Raw genomic sequence first — 15,701 nt, 5'->3', positions numbered from 1 at the left:
TCGCTGATCTGGCAAACATGCAGGTCAGAAGGGGCTCGACTCTTCGGAGTCGGGCCCTTTGTTTTTTCCCGTGCTGGGATCGTGCTGGGATGGGATGGAGGGCGCCCGTGCTGGGATGTGCGCTGTTCGGTGTCGCGTAGTGGGAGTTCCAGAGCGAAATCCCCTGCACGTCTTCTTCACGGCATAGGGACCGCTTGAGGGATCAACTCAGTACCCGTTCGGAGTGATCGGCCTCCCGGCAGAGGAGGGGAAGGTGTCGAGACTGAAGCTGTTCCGCACGACGAAGAGCGACGTGACCGAGGTCGTGCCGCGTCGGGGTGGAACGGTGCGTCTGTGATCGTGAGGTGCAAGAGCGGTGCGGTGCCGGTGTCGCCGATCAGGGCCTCTGCCGCATGGCCTGGCTGATGAGCCGCCAAGGGCGCCTGCCGGAGATTCACCCCCGGCTCGGGGCGCGGTAGCGTCCCAGATCCTGTGGAGCGTTCTCGGAAGATGCCTCGACCTTGGGGCACTCGGCCGAGGCCAAGCGGGTGCGCTGCCGTGCGCCCGGGGGCTGACGGTTCGGCAGCGGCCGCAACTGGGGCGCGTTGCCGGATGTCGGCGATGCCACTGGGGTCCACTTTCCCCGGGTCGGCGAGGCGGCGTACGCGGCTGGTCTGATCCGCCGTGCCTCCCCCGGCCGGTGACGGCGTCGCGATACCGCACGACGAGCCCGAGTGAGGGAGGAGCGCTACGCGGTGACTGCGTCCGTGGCCGTGGTGTCGTCGTCGAAGGTCATCTCCGGTGCGGGCCGGCGGAAGCCCTTGGTCAGGACGGCCAGGTAGACGACGCCGATCGCCAGCCAGACGCCGCCGATCTGGAGTGCGTCGTCACTGAGCTTCGTGAGCAGGTAGACGGAGACGCCGACGCCGATGGCCGGCATCACCAGGTACGAGAAGAAGTTGAGGGGGCGGCCGTGCCGACGCTCGCGGACCAGGTGGGCGATCACGCAGAGGTTCACCAGGGTGAAGCCGAGGAACGCGCCGAAGTTGATGAACGAGGTGGCGGTGGTCAGGTCGAGTTTCAGGGCGAGGACACCGGCGGCCGCGGTCAGCAGCAGGTTCGGGACGGGTGTGCCGGTCTTCTTCGACAGGTTGCCGAAGACGGCCTTGGGCAGTGCGCCGTCGCGTCCCATGACGTACATGAGGCGGGCGGCGGAGGCTTGCAGGGCGATACAGGAGGCGATGGACCCGGCAATGGTGACGAAGTTGATGATCTCGGCGTACGTCTCGCCGCCGACCTGGACCTTCAAGTGGTAGGCGGCCGCGTCGACGTCGGCGAACTTCGCGCCGGGGTGGACCAGTTGCATCACGAAGGACAGCACGATGAAGATCGCTCCGGCGGCGATGACACAGCCGATGATGCCGCGGCCGATCGTCCTCGCCCCGCCCCTGGCCTCCTCGCCGAGCGTGGAGACGGCGTCGAAGCCGAGGAAGGAGTACGCGGCGATGGCGGCGGCCGCGGTGACCGCACTGATCGACGTGCCTGAGTTCCACACGGCGTCCGCGGCGGGGGCGGAGGAGCCGTGCTTGCCGAGGAAGACGACACACAGCGTGGCGAAGAGGACCAGCGACCCCAGAGCGATGAACATCAGGACCTTGTTGACGCGGTCCGCGAGCTTCATGCCGAAGACGTTGATGGCGGTGGTGAGGCCCACCGAGACGATCAGCCAGACCCACTTGGGGATGTCGGGGAACTGGGCGTGGAAGTAGATCGCCGTGATCAGCCAGCCGACCATCGGGATGAAGAAGTAGTCGAGCAGCATCGCCCAGCCGGACAGGAACCCGATGCGGCTGTCGAGCATCCTGCGGGCGTAGGTGTAGACCGACCCCGCGCCGGGCACGGCGCGCGCCATCTTCGCGTAACTCAGCCCGGTGAGCAGCATCGCGACGGTGGCGATGGCGAACGCGGTCGGGGCCGCGCCGCCGCTGGTGGCGGCGACCACGCCGAAGATCGTGACGACGATGCCGGGCGAGATGTAGGCCAGGCCGAACAGGACGACGGACAGGAGGCTCAGGTCGCCCTTCAGCCTCATGGTGTTCTCTGTGCTCTGTGTGGTCTCGCTGTTCAACATCCCGGCTCCTCGGTGGTGTGGGCGGGGTTCCAGGTGGCGGGGTCGATGCGGCCCCCGTACAGCGGGAGTTCAAGGGCTGGGTCGCCGGGGCGGAACTGGTTCCAGACCCGGTTGAGACCGGCGGTGCCGTAACGGCGTACGTTGCCGACCTCGTCGAGGTCGATCACGTCGGTGAGGGTGCAGTCGCCGGCATCGGCGGTTTCGGCGCGCACCGTGCCCTGGGGATCGATGACGAGGCTGCGGCCGACCCCGGAGGGGGCAGCGGAGTTGACGCTGGCGACGAAGACCTGATTGGTGATGGCGTTGGCGCGGTTGAGGACGACTTCCTGCGCGCGGTCGCTCGTCGGCGTGCGGACCACGTTGACGATCAACTCGGCGCCTATCCAAGACAGTTGGCGGGAGATCTCCGGGAACCAGGTGTCGTAGCAGATGGACAGTCCGATGCGGCCGACCCCGGGGAGATCGACGACCTCGAACCGGCTGCCGGGTGCGGTCGTCTCGTACGGGCGCCACGGGCAGATCTTGCGGTACGCGGCGAGGCGCTCACCCTGGGGTGAGTAGACCGGTGCCGTGTTGTGGACGAGGTCACCGGCGCCTTGCTCGTAGACGCTGCCGGGCATCAGCCAGATGCCCAGGTCCCCCGCGAGCTCGGCGAAGGCCGCATCGCGTTTGCCGTCGAGCGGCTCGGCGGCCTCCTGTGGGGCGGCCGGGACGCCGGGGGCGCTCTCGCCGAGGTGCAGTTCGGGGTAGACGACGAGGGCGCCGGGCGCGCGCAGTTTCACGCGCCGCTCCACGTCGGCGGCAAAGCCCGCGAGGTCGTCGGCCGGGCGACCGGGCGCCTGGGCCAGGATCAGGGGCAGGGGGCGGGCCATGCGGGAACACCAGCCAATCGAGAAGATTGTTGTACGGAGAGACGTCGACGGAGATTCGGTCGCCGATCACCCGGAATTCCGGTGGCACAAGAATGCAGCCAGTCGGCCATAGCCTCAAATACTTGGCAGGGCTGGTTACCATGCCTGCGAGGCATGCGGAGGTCATGCCTCCTCCGTCTCCCGAGGGACCACTGCCATGGAACTCCGAGTGCTGCGCTACTTCCTGACCATCGTGGAGACCGGTTCCGTCACCAAGGCCGCCGAGGTGGTCCGCGTCGCCCAGCCCTCGCTGTCGCGCCAACTGCGTGGCCTGGAAGGGACCTTGGGGATGACGCTCTTCGACCGCGGCGGCAAGCAGATGGTCCTCACGGCGGCCGGCCGGCGCTTCCTGCCCCTGGCCCGCGACCTGGTCGCCCGCGCGGACGCTGCCGAGGCCGCGGTCGGCGCGCTGGCCGCAGGTCGTGCCATGCGGATCACCGTGGCGGCGCCGGCCACCACCATCACCGACGTGATCGCACCGTTCCTGGCCACCTGGGGGCCGGAAGATCCGCTCGTCACCGTGCAGGCGGAGAGCCCGGCACATGCGTACCAGGCCCTTGCCAGGGGCGCCGACGTAGCCGTCTCCTCAGCGCCTCCGAGGAGCCGATTCGCCGGGCTCCCGGTGGCCCGCCTGCCGCTGTGGGCCTACGTCCGTGCCGACCACGCCTGGGCGGGCCGGGACCGCGTCACCATCCGTGAGCTTGCCGCGCATCCCCTCATCGTCCTCACCCCGGCGCACCGCACCCGCCGCATCCTGGACAACGCCGTGCAGGACGCGGACGCCTCGTACGACATCGCGCTCGAATGCGACACCCCGCACGTCGTACAGGCCATGGCGGCGTCGGGCCATGGTGTCGCCGTGGTCTCCGACGATCCCCGATTCGACCTGCACCCCCTGCTGATCCTCGACAACTCGGGCGAACCCCTGCAGATCCACCTCCATGCGGCGTGGGATGCCGACCACTACGCGCTGAACAGCGTCGAGGCGTTCGCGGCCGGGCTGTCACGTTTTTGCGTCGAGCGCTACGGGCCGCAGGTCGCCGCCCGCCTGTGAACTGCAGCGACGACTACATGGAGGTATGCCTAATAGGCAGCCTGACCAGACCAGGAGGGCATTGGACGGTGGCCCGGGCACGCCCCATCATGCGGCGGGATCCCGCCACGCGGCGGGATCCCGCCTCAGTCACCGACCGAGAGGACCTCGGGCCATGTCGAGACCGTTCCCTGTCCGAAGCCTGCGCCGTGCCGCTGTCGTCGCCGCCGTGCTCGCGGGGCTGTTCGCCGTCCCGCCACTGACGACCGCGGCGCCCGCCGCGACCGTATCCGTACCGGGTGATCCGCTCACCGGAAGCGGTGCGGTGAACCGGACCCAACTCACCGCCGCCCAACTCGCCGGGGGCAGTGCCGACGCCACCGTGCCCGACAGCGCCTTCGCCCTGCCGCCGCAAGCGGCGCCCCCCACCCACAGCTTCGAAGGCACCCTCACCCTCGATGGCCTCTCCACCGCCGGCGGATTCCGCGCACTGAAAGACCCGGACGGATACGCAGACGCGGCAGCGACCCGGCACCTGCCACCGGTCGACATCGCCCTCGTGCAGAACGGCAGCCACCTCGTCCCGGCGAAGCGCGGGCTGCAGTACACGGGGAACCCGGCGTGGAACCTGGCGGTGGGACCCGGCCGCGCGTGGAACGAGGACGGCGACGGTCAACGCACGCGCGCCTCATTGCCGTTCGCGCTGATCGAGCGCAACGCCAACTGCGTGCACAACGGCGCCCTGACGTTCCTCTTCGACGACACGTCGGTCTCCGAGGTCCGCTACCAGATCACCACGGAGACCTGCGAGTACTTCCAGTTCGACATGTGGGGACAGGTGCCGGCCCACTACCGGCCCGGCCCCGTCGACGGCGCCGAGAACCTGCGCGACGCCTACGCATCCGAGGCCAAGGACCGGCTCCCGACCGAGCCCATCTCGGCGCTGGCCGGCGACTACCCGGACAGCGGGGTGGACGTGACGAAGTTCGCCTCCGGCGTCACGCCGTCCGCGCTGAGCACCTTCGGCTTCTACTACGGCGGAGTCCACTACGTGGGCAACTGTCGCACCCGACAAGGGAATTACCCATTCTGCGGCCAGATGCTTCTTCCCTCGTACTCGACCGCGAAGTCGGCGTTCGCGGGAACAGCCATGATGCGTCTGGCGGAGCGCTACGGCCCGGCCGTGGCCCAGGAGAAGCTCTCCGACCGCATCCCCGAGGCTGCCGGCAGCAGCGCTTGGAGCGGCGTCACCCTCGACCACACCCTCGACATGGCCACCGGGAACCACACCTCGCCCGGCTACGAGACCGACGAATCGGGCCGCACCATGGCGGACTTCTTCGCGGCCGAGCCCTACGCCGACAAGATGCGTCTCGCCCTGTCCTTCCCGCATAAGGTCAGCCCCGGCAGCAAGTGGGTCTACCACACCTCGGACACCTTCCTCGCCGCCCGCGCGATGAACAACTACCTCCAGGACAAGGCTGGTTCGGGCGCCGACATCTTCAACATGCTCCGCGACGACGTGCTGAAGCCCATCGGCGTCGGCCCCGACTCCTTCGTCTCCTCCCGTACCGACAACAGTCCCGGCGGGGTGCCCTTCGGTGGCTACGGCATGTTCTGGACGCAGGACTCCGTCGCCAAGTTCGCGAAATTCCTCAACAACGACCACGGCGCCGTCAACGGCACGCAGCTGCTCGACCCGACGCTGCTCGCGGCCACCATGCAACAAACACCGGAAGCCCGGGGCATGACCACCACGGGCGCCAAGCCCATGAAGTACCAGAACGGCTTCTGGGGGCGGGAGTTCACCTCCGCCGACAACCCCGCCTACACCAGCCCCTTCTACGTCCCCTTCATGTCGGGGTACGGCGGCATTACCGTCGCGATGATGCCGAACGGCGCCACCTACTACTACTTCAGCGACAACAACGAGTTCAGTTGGAGCGCCGCCGTCGCCGAAGCCGCCAAGCTGGCGCCCATGCCCGGCGCGGCAGCTACTGCGAGGTAGACCCCATCGAACGCGCCCTTGTCGGCCCGGGGTTGCGCTTCGCCTGACCGTGACCGTTGCCGGGGTGTCCCACCCGAACCCCTCCAGGTTCGATAGGAGACTCTTGCCAGCCGACAGTCGCTGATGGGTGGACAGTTCAGCTTCCTTCGTGCGGTCGCGCTCCTGCCCGTCGGGCACTGCAACCGACGGGCAGGAGCGTGTGCCTGGGTGCTTCAGCGGGGCGGGACCGATCAAGCAATGACGCCCCCAGGCTCACCTGACGGCTCGGGAGGGTAGACGCCAAGCTCAGACATCCTTGATCTGTACGCGGTCGCCGCACAGTTGCGACCAGTCGTCGCGGTCCGAGGTCAGCACGAGGACGGGCCCCGGGGAGCGGAGCGCCATCGCGGCGACCAGGGCGTCGATGGCGTACTTGTGGCCGTGCAGGCCGCCGGCGTCGCTCAGCAGTTGCACGGCGGTGAGGCTGTCCGCCTGGGTGACGTCCTGGACCTGAAGGCGGGAGAGCACCCAGTGCAGCCGGGCGGTATCCGTCTTCCCATGGACGGCTTCCACCACCGTCAGGGCCGACACGAGGACGGGCACGCCTGCGCGTCGTGCGGCCTCGATCCGGGTGACCATCTGGCGGTCGTTGCGCAGGAGCAGCGATAGCACCTGGGAGTCCAGCACCAGGGACCTGGCCGGGGGTGTCTTCATGCGGAGCTGTCGCCGGACGCGTACGGCGCCGGTGCGTCACCGAACAATTCGCTCTGTGCAGCCTGGACTTCGGCCTCGCTCAACGGCTCGTGCTCGGCTTCGTAGGCGGCCACGATCTCGGCGAGCCCGTCCATGGCCAGCTGGTGCCGGACCGCCGCGGTCACGTAGGCGGATACGCCGCGCTTGCCGGTGCGCGTGCGCAGAGCGCCGAGGAGGTCCGAGGGCATCGAGACGGAGATGTTCTCCGTGCCTCCGGGGCGGGGTGACTTCATGACGCCAGTCTAGTACAGGAACTATTACATCGGGTGGAATGCTGCACGGCCCGCATTCGGCGGCGTAGTCTCGGCGCCATTGGATCTTCTTGTGCTTTGTCGCGGATCCCGTGCTGGGGCAGCTGACCCCTCGTCACCTGTCATCGCCCCTGCGTATCCCTGGCCTGGCCGCAACCAGCGCGCGGCGCCGAGTGGCGGGCGCGCGCCATTAAGCGTCGTGGTTCACCTGTGCGAGGTGGGTGTCCATGGCGGCGCACATCTCCCCCAGCAAGTTCCTGAACTGGTCGATGAGTTCGGGCGGGTAGCGGCCGACGATGGTGTCCATGGGCGCCGCCAACGGGCGGAAGAACTCATCGGCGCGCTCTTGGATCTGCTGGCTGCTGCGCAGAGTCACCACGCGGCGGTCGCTGTGCTCGCGACTGCGGACGATGTGCCCGGCGCCTTCGAGCCGGTTGAGCAGTGCGGTCGTGGCCCCCGACGAGAGCAGGATGCGTTTGCTGAGGCGGGCCGGGGAGATTGGGGTGCCTCGCTCCTCGGCCGCGATGATCTCCAGCAGGGCGGTCGCGTCCGTGGCGTACAGGCCGAGATGGGCGGCGAAGCTGCGGCTGAGCTCGGCATAGTGCCCGTCGTAGACCCTCAGGGCCTCCACCAGCAGCTCGCGTCGCGCCGTCGCGCCGTCGAGGGCCGATTCCTGCATCACCGGCGGCCGTCCTTTCCCTGCGTGAATATCGCCGGACCCGCACCCGCAGGTCGCCTTTGACAATCTACCCACCTCAATTTACCTTCATCATGGAATTACTTCACCATGGAGGTATCTGACGTGCGTGATCCGTCTCCCACTCCTGACGAGATGACCGAGCCCTACCGGTGGCGATGGCTGATCCTTGCGGTGATGATCGTCGCTGAGGTCATGGATCTCCTGGACGCCTCGATCGTCAACGTCGCCGGACCGGACCTGGAGAAATCCCTCGGTGCCGGTTCCGTCGGACTGCAGTGGGTGATCGGCGGCTACGCCCTCACCCTGGGCGCGGGGCTCGTGCTCGGCGGCCGACTCGGCGACCGCTACGGTCGGCGCCGGATGTTCCTGATCGGCCTCGCGTCCTTCACCGCGACCTCCCTGCTGTGCGCGATCGCGCCGAGCATCGAGTTGCTGATCGCCTTCCGCCTGTTGCAGGGCATCGCCGGAGCGATGCTGTTGCCCCAGGGCCTGGGCCTGCTGCGGGAGAACTTCTCCGGCCCCGAGCTCACCAAGGTCTTCGCGATCTTCGGCCCCGTCCTGGGCCTGGGCGGCATCATCGGCCCGGTCCTGGGCGGCTTCCTCATCGAGGGCGACTTCTTCGGCCTGGGCTGGCGATCGGTGTTCCTGGTCAACCTTCCCATCGGCATCGCGGCACTGATCGTCGCCGCGAAGTTCGTGCCCAAGAAGGCGGGCGACCGCACGGTACGGGTCGACATGACCGGCGCCGCCCTGGTCGTGACGTCCTGCGCCCTGCTGGTGCTGCCGCTCAACCAGGGACAGGAGAACGGCTGGCCACTGTGGACGTGGCTGTCCATGGCCGCCTCGGGGATCGGGTTCGCCCTCTTCGCCCTCCAGCAGCGCCGCACGGCCGCCGCGGGCCGCGAGCCGCTGGTGACCCCGGGCCTGCTGCGCAAGCCGGCCTTCACCGTCGGCCTCGGCGGCATCGCCCTGTTCTTCGGCGGACTGATCGGCACCCAGCTCGTGCTGACCCTGTTCCTCCAGATCGGCCAGCACTTCACCGCCGGTGAGGCGGGCCTTGGCAACCTGCCCCTGGCGGTGGGAACCGCGATCGGCGGCGCGGTCAGTGGCGCGTTCCTCGCCGACAAGATCGGCCGCAAGGTGCTCCAGATCGGACCGCTGGTCCAGTTGGTCGGCGCGGCTGTGCTGTGGTTCGAGCTCGACGGCCTCGATGCCGCCTCGTTCTCGATCTGGGACATCGCTCCCGGCGTGGCGGTGGCGGGCATCGGCGCCGGCATGGTGATCGCCGCCCTGTTCAGCTTCATCCTGGCCGCGGTCGACGATGACGAGATCGGATCCGCCTCCGGTGTCCTGTCGGCGGTCCAGGCGGTCGGCGGCTCCATCGGCGTCGCGGTCTTCGGATCGGTGTTCTTCGCCCAGGCCAAGGCCGGTGACTTCACCGGCGGCTTCCATCGCGCGCTGACCGTCCAGGCGTGCCTGCTGGTGGTCTTCTTCGCGATCACCTTCCTGCTGCCCAAGGAGGGTCGACCCGAAGAAGAGCAGCACGGCATCACCCCCGAGGCGACGGCCGACGACTCCGGTACCAAGGCCGACGACTCCGGCACCAAGCCTCACGCCACCGTGTGAGCCCCGGCCAGGCGCCGTGTGAGCCGAGCGGTCCCCGGCCGGCCCGGACGGCACGGAACGCAGGCCGCGGTCGTCGAGCGGGCTCCCGCCCCGTGGGAAGGCGGACAGGCCGTGGACCTGCGGGGTGCCGGGCGGGACGTCGCCCGCAAGATGGGCCTGGAACGCAGCGTTCGGGCCCGTGGCGCCGGGCGAGACCTACGAGGTCATCTTCAAGGCCGACAACCCCGGCCTGTGGATGGACCATTGCCACAACCTGTTCCACGCCAAGGTCGGCATGATGCTCCATCTCGCCTACGCCGGGGTGACCGCCCCCTACGAGTCCGGCACCGCCACCCCCAACCAGCCCGAAGAGCAGTGCACACTCGCCGTGTCCCGCCGTGTCCCGGCGGATCCGCGTCACAGAAGGCGCTTGCGGACCCAGACGACGATGAAGGCGACCACGGCGGTGGTGGTGGCGAGCATGATCCCCGCTCCCAGCCACTGCATCGTGTCCATCTGCTCGAAGGGGAGGTAGTCCATGCTCCAGCCGACGACGTTCTTGGACTCCAGGCAGGCCGTGTGTGCCTTGTCGTTGTCGATCTTGTCGAGGCACGTCGTCCAGTCCAGGCGGTCGCCGGAGCCGGTGAGGAAGTAGGTGCCCTGTCCCTGCTGGATGGCCATGTCGGGCAGCTCCGGCTGCCTGGCACCGGGGCCGACGCCCTTGTCCGTGCTGACCGACATGACGTGTCCCAGGCTCGAACGGAGCTCGCCCCAGACGAACCCGATCGCCACGACGATGCCGAGCGTGACCACCATCGACACCAGCGTGCGGCGCAGGAGGAGGCCGACCGCCACGCCCACGGAGAACGTGAGCAGGGCGTAGGCCACCGGCATCAGGCCCGTGACGTCGAAGATCGAGCCGCTGCTCCATTCCGCCTGCGTGACCAGCCCCTTGACCGGGCTCCACCACCAGTTGAAGACGGCTCCGAGCACGCCGGTGGACAGCGCGACCAGCGCGGCGGGCATGGCGAGCTTCATGGTGAGCCAGCGCAGCCTGCTGACGGACTGCGAGGTCACCAGCTTGGCGGTGCCGGACTCCAGGTCGCCCGCGAGGAACGGGGCGCCGAGGAGGACGCCTGCCAGGATGGGGAAGTAGCTCAGGTAGCCCCCGATGTCGGTCATCAGGTCGCCGTACTTCTCGAAGTCGGGCGGCGTACTGCCGGGCTTCTTCTGGGCCGGTTCCAGGGTGTTCAGGTAGTCCATCATCTGCCCGCGCAGCAAGACCATGCCGGTCACGCCCAGCACGGTGCCGACGATGATGGTCCAGAACGCGGCGCGGTGCTGGCGCCAGACGAGCCAGGCCGTACCGCTGAGCCGGGGGCCGGTCTGCCGGGAGCCCCGGCCGTTCCGCGGGCTTCCGTCGGGCGCCGTGTGGGCTGCCGGGTCGTGAGTGAGGGTGCTGCTCATGCGTGCACAGCCTTCTGCCGGTCGCGGGTGATGATGTCGTGGATGTCGCCGACCCGGGCGCTGGGGGCGATCAGCGGGGGCGCGTCGGGTGAGCGCAGGTAGGCGAGCAGCAGCTCTTCCAGGGTGGGTGGCTCGGCCGGTCCGCCGTACTGGATCGGTCCGCTCAGCCGCACCAGGACGCCGGGCCTGCCGTCGCCGGGGCCGTGGGACTCGACGACCGTGTGCGGTGCGACGGTGAGGGGTGAGCCGTCGGCCGGGGCGGCGAACAGGGCGTGTGCGGCGCGCAGTTCGTTCACCTCGCCCGCCAGGCGCAGCGTGCCGTTCGCGATGACCAGGAGGTAGTCGCAGATGTGCTCCAGCTCGGCGAGCATGTGCGAGGACACCAGGACCGTCGTGCCGTACTGGGCGGCTTCCGCCTTCAGCGTGGCCATCAGCTCGCGGCGTACCAGCGGGTCGAGATCGGACATCGGCTCGTCGAGGATGAGCAGTTCGGGGCGCTTTCCGAAGGCCAGGGCGAAGGCGACGCGGGTGCGCTGCCCGCCGGACAGCGTGCCGATCTTCGCCGTCATGGGTACGTTGCCCGCGTCGACGATGCCCTCGGCGACCGCTTGGTCCCAGTGGGGATTGAGCTCGCGGCCCAGACGCAGGGTCTCGGCCACGGTGAAGCGCCGGAACAGCGGCTTCTCCTGGGTCAGGAACGCGGTCCGCAGGACCGCCTCCGTCGATCCCGGTACGGCGCCGAACACGCGCAGGTCGCCGGTCGACGGCCGGATCATGTTCGTGGCCAGGCCCATCAGCGTGCTCTTGCCCGCGCCGTTGGGGCCGACGAGGCCGCACACCCGCCCCCTCGGCAGCCGGAAGGAAACGTCCCGCAGCGCCCAGCCGCGCCGGTACCGCTTGCCGACCCCATGGGCCTCGATCGCCGCCTCGCCGACGGGGGGTGCGAACCCCTCGGGGGGCGGTCCGAACCCTCCGGCGGGGGGACCGAACCCGGGTCCGCCGCCGTGGGGTGTCCGGGGTTTCCCCGCCGGGGTGAGGTCGGCCGTGGCCATGACATGCTCCTCGTGCGATGAAGGGTGAGTCGTGCGATGAGGGATGAGTCGTGCGATGAGGGCGAGCGCCGCTCTGTGGGCACGACTCTCCTCCGCCGCGCCTTGCGGCGGATCGGGCGAAAGACAGATCAATCGCGGCCGTCTCCGACTTTCGGCCGGTCCGCGACAGGGATGGTGAGAAAGATGCTGGAGGCGGCGAAAGCAGCGGCCACAGCCACAGCCACGGCCGCAGCCACGGACGGGAAGGGCCTTGCGCGGCAACTGCCCAAATCGGTGTGGCTGCTGCTGTTCGGGGGCCTGGTTTCCCTTGTCCTGCTCGACTCGGTGGGCGGTCTCTACTACATCGAGGCTTACGGCCCCGGCAAGCTGATCGGCGCTCTGCTGGCCGTCGGCTTCGTCGCCGCTACGCCCCGGCTCGACAGCCGGGCACTGCCGATGGCCGCCTGCGTCGTCGCGGGCGTCTCGCTGTGCGTGTCGTTCTGGATGCACCTGGAGATGCGGGCGAGCGGCCTTGCGATGGGATTCGCCGAACTGGCGGCGCTGACGTGGCTCCTGCTGGTGGTCGCGCGACGGGGCAAGCCGTCGTTGGCGGCGCTCGCCGTCCCCCTGCTGGGCATGGCGATCGTCGTGCGGCCGGTGTCGACCTCGACGCGGCAGTCCACCATCATCATGGCGCTGCTCTGGGCCCTGGCAGCTGTCACCGCGTTGGGCATCGGCCTCGGGATGCGCCTGCTCCTGGCGGACCGGCGTCGGCAGGCGGCGGCCCTCAGGCTGGAGCAGCGGACGGAGTTCGCCAGGGACCTGCACGACTTCGTCGCCCACCACGTGACCGGCATCGTCGTACAGGCACAGGGGGCCCAGGCGATCGCGGGCCGACGGCCCGAACTGGTGCCGCCCGCGCTGCAACGGATCGAACAGGCGGGCTCGGAGGCGTTGACCTCCATGCGGCACATGGTGGGGATGCTGCGCGACGCCGACGGAGAGGTGGCGCTGACGCCGCTGTCCGGCATCGCTGAAGTGCGCTCGCTCGTCGAGGAGTTCTCGGCCGTCGGCGGCGCCCGCGCCCGGCTCGACCTGGCAGGAACCTTCGACGACCTGCCGGTGGAGGTGACCACCACCGCGCACCGGGTGGTGATGGAGGCCCTCACCAACGTACGCAAGCACGCCCACGGATGCGCCGAGGTGCGGGTGCGCGTGGAGCGCTCGGGAGACCGGCTCACCGTACGGGTCAGCGACGACGGACGGCAGCGCCACGGCTCCGCCAGCGGCTTCGGCCTCAAGGGCCTGGCCGAGCGGGTGGGCCTGATCGGCGGAAGCATCCAGGCGGGCCCGGTGACGGCAGGCGGCTGGGGCGTCGAGGCGACGCTCCCCGCGTCCCCGGCTGCTTCCCCGGTCGCGCCCCCGTCCGCGTCCCAGGTCGCGCCCCCGTCCGCGTCCGCGTCCCGGACGAAGGCGGCGGTGTCGTGACGATCCGCGTGCTGATCGCCGACGATCAGGCCATGGTCCGTGCCGGGTTCGCGATGATCCTCGCCGCGGAGGACGACATCGACGTCGTCGGCGAGGCCACGGACGGGGTGCACGCCGTGGAACTCTCCGAGCGGCACCGGCCCGACGTCGTGCTGATGGACATCCGCATGCCCCGCATGGACGGGCTGGAGGCGCTGCGAAGACTCACGCGCCCCGGCACCGTGAATCCGCCGAAGGTCGTCGTGGTCACGACGTTCGACGACGACGAGTACGTCCAACGCGCCCTGAGCCAGGGAGCGTCCGGCTTCCTGATCAAGGACTCCGGCCCTGCCCTGCTCGTCGAGGCCATCAGGGCGGCCGCGTCCGGCGAGGCGCTGGTGAGCCCGGCCATCACGGTCCGCCTGCTGCGACAGCTCAACAGCGCCGCGCCCGCCCCTCGGGAGCCGCACACCGCGCTCTCCGAGCGGGAGACGGACCTGGTGCGGCTGGTGGCCAGAGGGCTGACCAACGCCGAGATCGCCACCGAACTGGTCATCTCCGTAGGCACGGTGAAGACGCACCTCACCAACGTGCAGACGAAGCTGTCCGCCCGCAACCGTGTGGAGATCGCCGCCTGGGCCTGGGAGTCGGGCCTGGTCGACGGGCGGGGGTGAGTCGGACCGGGCTCGGTGGGTGCTCGTGGGTGCGCCCCAGTGGGCGCACTGCCCCGCATGGACCTCTGCAACCTCGACGCCACTGAGCTCGCCCGCCTGCTCCGCCGCCGCGACCTCTCCGCCCGCGAGGTGGTCACGCGCTCCGCCTACCTGCACTCCGTCCTCTCCGCGCCCGTCCTCTCCGCGCCCGCGCTCTCCGCGCCCGCCGGGTTCACGTCGGCGGGGCTGCCGGTGGGCCTGCAGATCGTCGGCCCGCCGCGCGCCGAGCGGGCCGTGCTCGCCGTCGGCGCCGCATATGAGGCTGCGACGGGACACGGGCGGCGACGGCCGGGTCCCGTCGAGGTCCCGGCTCACTCGACTCCGCGGGCGGAGTAGCCGCCACCTGGCATCAGCCGACCGCAGTGCCCGCGAGCCCCGTCTTCGCGCCCGCCCCGCACAGCGGGACCACCGCCGTCCGCTCGCCGAGCGCGCCCTCCCGCACGGCCGCCCAGCAGGCGACGCCCGTGGACTCGACGTACAGCCCGCGCGAGGCCAGGTCCTGCTGCGCCGCCACGATCTGGTCCTCCGTCACCGTGAGGAAGCCGCCGCCCGAATCGCGTACCGCGCGAAGGATCTGGCGGGCGCGCGGCGGGCGGGGGATCGCGATGCCCTCCGCGAAGGTGGGCGTCATCGGGGTCTCGCCGACCAGGTCGTCGGCACCGGCCCGCCACGCCTCGGCGAGCGGGGCGACCGCCGCGGACTGCACGGCGTACAGCGCGGGCCGCCGCGCGATGAGCCCCGCCGTGTGCAGCTCCCGGACCGCGAGCGCCGCGCCGAGCAGCAGCGTGCCGTTGCCGACGGGGACGACGAGGGTGTCGGGGAGGCGTCCGCCGAGGTCCTCCCAGAGTTCGTGGACGTACGTCTTGGTGCCGTGGAGGAAGTAGGGGTTGTGGACGTGCGAGGCGTAGAACGTGCCCGGCTCGTCGGCCGCGGCGCGGGCCGCCAGCGCCGTCGACTCCCGGTCGCCGTCGACGACTTGGAGCCGTGCGCCGTGCGCGCCGATCTGCTCCAGCTTCTTCGGCGACGTCCCGACGGGTACGTACACGGTGCAGTCGAGACCGGCCCGCGCGCAGTACGCGGCGACGGCCGTGCCCGCGTTGCCGCTGCTGTCGGCGATGACCCGGTCGGGGCCGAGGCGTCGCGCGAGGGCGGCGAGCATGACCGCGCCACGGTCCTTGAAGGACAGGGTCGGCATCAGGAAGTCCAACTTGGCCGAAATCGGCCCCGCCAGCTCCACGAGGGGCGTGCGGCCCTCACCGAGGGAGATCGCGGGGGCGGGCAGGGGCAGGCACTCCGCGTACCGCCACAGTGAGTTCACCCGGCCCGCGAGCGCCTTCAGAGGGGCGGGCGAGGGAGTGAAGTCCAGGTCGAGGGGGCCTCGGCAGACCGGACACGACCAGGTGAGCGAGCCCCCTGGGACGCGCGTCCCGTCGACCGGGCAGAAGCTGTCGGGCAGGACGGTCGCGGCTGGCACGGCTGGCACGGTTGTCACGGCTGGCACGGTCGTCACGGCTCCTGTTACCGAACCTCGTGCGGCACCTGTCATGTCGTCAGTCACCTCGCCCGTCACCTCGTCAGTCACTTCGCCCGTCACCTCTCCCGTCACCTCGCCCGTCACGTCGTCCGTCATGTCTGTCATGCGCGCAGGCTATGCGTGACGGTTGTTGAAGCCG

15 protein-coding genes are annotated in these 15,701 nt (G+C 70.0%); 7 read left to right on the top strand and 8 right to left on the bottom strand.

All coding sequences use genetic code 11. The features are described from left to right. Positions 1-727 precede the first annotated feature (727 nt). Together AC068B_RS07345 and AC068B_RS07340 are read right to left on the bottom strand one after the other, a co-directional pair. Positions 728-2,110, bottom strand: coding sequence for an APC family permease (locus AC068B_RS07345; protein ID WP_478669633.1), 1,383 nt, complete (start codon positions 2,108-2,110; stop codon positions 728-730). After that, positions 2,104-2,982: a carbon-nitrogen hydrolase family protein gene (locus AC068B_RS07340; RefSeq protein WP_478669631.1), complete on the bottom strand. Its 879-nt coding sequence runs from the start codon at positions 2,980-2,982 to the stop codon at positions 2,104-2,106. Before AC068B_RS07340 ends, AC068B_RS07345 begins: the two co-directional genes overlap by 7 nt. A 196-nt stretch (positions 2,983-3,178) precedes the next feature. On the opposite strand from AC068B_RS07340, the gene AC068B_RS07335 reads away from it, so the two are divergent. Continuing rightward, positions 3,179-4,075 carry a LysR family transcriptional regulator gene (locus tag AC068B_RS07335; protein WP_478669630.1) on the top strand — a complete coding sequence of 299 codons (897 nt, stop codon included), beginning with the start codon at positions 3,179-3,181 and terminating at the stop codon, positions 4,073-4,075. Between the two features lie 154 nt (positions 4,076-4,229). Continuing rightward, the gene (locus AC068B_RS07330) at positions 4,230-6,062 is read left to right on the top strand and encodes a serine hydrolase domain-containing protein (RefSeq protein ID WP_478669628.1); all 1,833 of its coding nucleotides are present in this window, start codon (positions 4,230-4,232) and stop codon (positions 6,060-6,062) included. A 285-nt stretch (positions 6,063-6,347) separates the two neighbouring features. Here the strand turns inward: AC068B_RS07330 and AC068B_RS07325 are convergent, their stop codons facing one another. The 3 genes from AC068B_RS07325 to AC068B_RS07315 all read right to left on the bottom strand — a co-directional run bounded on the left by AC068B_RS07325 (position 6,348) and on the right by AC068B_RS07315 (position 7,724). Further along, on the bottom strand, positions 6,348-6,755 hold the full coding sequence (locus AC068B_RS07325) for a type II toxin-antitoxin system VapC family toxin (RefSeq protein WP_478669627.1): 408 nt from the start codon (positions 6,753-6,755) through the stop codon (positions 6,348-6,350). Further along, complete coding sequence (locus AC068B_RS07320; RefSeq protein ID WP_478669626.1) at positions 6,752-7,027, bottom strand: hypothetical protein; 276 nt, start codon at positions 7,025-7,027, stop codon at positions 6,752-6,754. Before AC068B_RS07320 ends, AC068B_RS07325 begins: the two co-directional genes overlap by 4 nt. A 208-nt stretch (positions 7,028-7,235) precedes the next feature. Next, complete coding sequence (locus tag AC068B_RS07315) at positions 7,236-7,724, bottom strand: MarR family winged helix-turn-helix transcriptional regulator (protein WP_478670278.1); 489 nt, start codon at positions 7,722-7,724, stop codon at positions 7,236-7,238. 123 nt (positions 7,725-7,847) lie between these two features. Here AC068B_RS07315 and AC068B_RS07310 point away from each other — a divergent pair, with 123 nt between their 5' ends. Continuing rightward, the gene (locus tag AC068B_RS07310) at positions 7,848-9,371 is read left to right on the top strand and encodes an MFS transporter (RefSeq protein ID WP_478669624.1); all 1,524 of its coding nucleotides are present in this window, start codon (positions 7,848-7,850) and stop codon (positions 9,369-9,371) included. A 124-nt stretch (positions 9,372-9,495) separates the two neighbouring features. Continuing rightward, a complete protein-coding gene (locus tag AC068B_RS07305) occupies positions 9,496-9,885 on the top strand; it encodes a multicopper oxidase domain-containing protein (protein WP_478669622.1) in 390 nt (129 codons plus the stop codon). Here the strand turns inward: AC068B_RS07305 and AC068B_RS07300 are convergent. Both AC068B_RS07300 and AC068B_RS07295 read right to left on the bottom strand, forming a co-directional pair. Then, complete coding sequence (locus AC068B_RS07300) at positions 9,768-10,817, bottom strand: ABC transporter permease subunit (RefSeq protein WP_478669621.1); 1,050 nt, start codon at positions 10,815-10,817, stop codon at positions 9,768-9,770. The two genes, AC068B_RS07305 and AC068B_RS07300, sit on opposite strands and share 118 nt — an antisense overlap. Further along, positions 10,814-11,869 (bottom strand): ABC transporter ATP-binding protein, encoded by a 1,056-nt coding sequence (locus tag AC068B_RS07295; protein WP_478669619.1) that lies wholly within the window; start codon positions 11,867-11,869, stop codon positions 10,814-10,816. The genes AC068B_RS07300 and AC068B_RS07295 overlap by 4 nt, the downstream gene beginning before the upstream one ends. 183 nt (positions 11,870-12,052) lie before the next feature. Between AC068B_RS07295 and AC068B_RS07290 the strand changes: the two genes are divergently transcribed. The 3 genes from AC068B_RS07290 to AC068B_RS07280 are packed head-to-tail and all read left to right on the top strand — an operon-like array spanning position 12,053 to position 14,364. After that, on the top strand, positions 12,053-13,336 hold the full coding sequence (locus AC068B_RS07290; protein ID WP_478669618.1) for a sensor histidine kinase: 1,284 nt from the start codon (positions 12,053-12,055) through the stop codon (positions 13,334-13,336). Beyond that, entirely contained in the window at positions 13,333-13,989 is a 657-nt protein-coding gene (locus tag AC068B_RS07285) for a response regulator (protein WP_478669617.1), read from the top strand. Before AC068B_RS07290 ends, AC068B_RS07285 begins: the two co-directional genes overlap by 4 nt. Positions 13,990-14,028: 39 nt before the next feature. Further along, positions 14,029-14,364 (top strand): amidase family protein, encoded by a 336-nt coding sequence (locus AC068B_RS07280; protein WP_478669615.1) that lies wholly within the window; start codon positions 14,029-14,031, stop codon positions 14,362-14,364. A gap of 13 nt (positions 14,365-14,377) precedes the next feature. Here AC068B_RS07280 and AC068B_RS07275 read toward each other — a convergent pair whose 3' ends face one another. After that, positions 14,378-15,667, bottom strand: a complete 1,290-nt coding sequence (locus tag AC068B_RS07275) for a threonine synthase (protein WP_478669613.1) — start codon at positions 15,665-15,667, stop codon at positions 14,378-14,380. Positions 15,668-15,701: the final 34 nt, after the last annotated feature.

The organism is Streptomyces sp. NPDC042371 (assembly GCF_056437465.1).
Note: the sequence above shows the minus strand (reverse complement) of the source record. Positions and strands in the feature narration are given on the sequence as shown.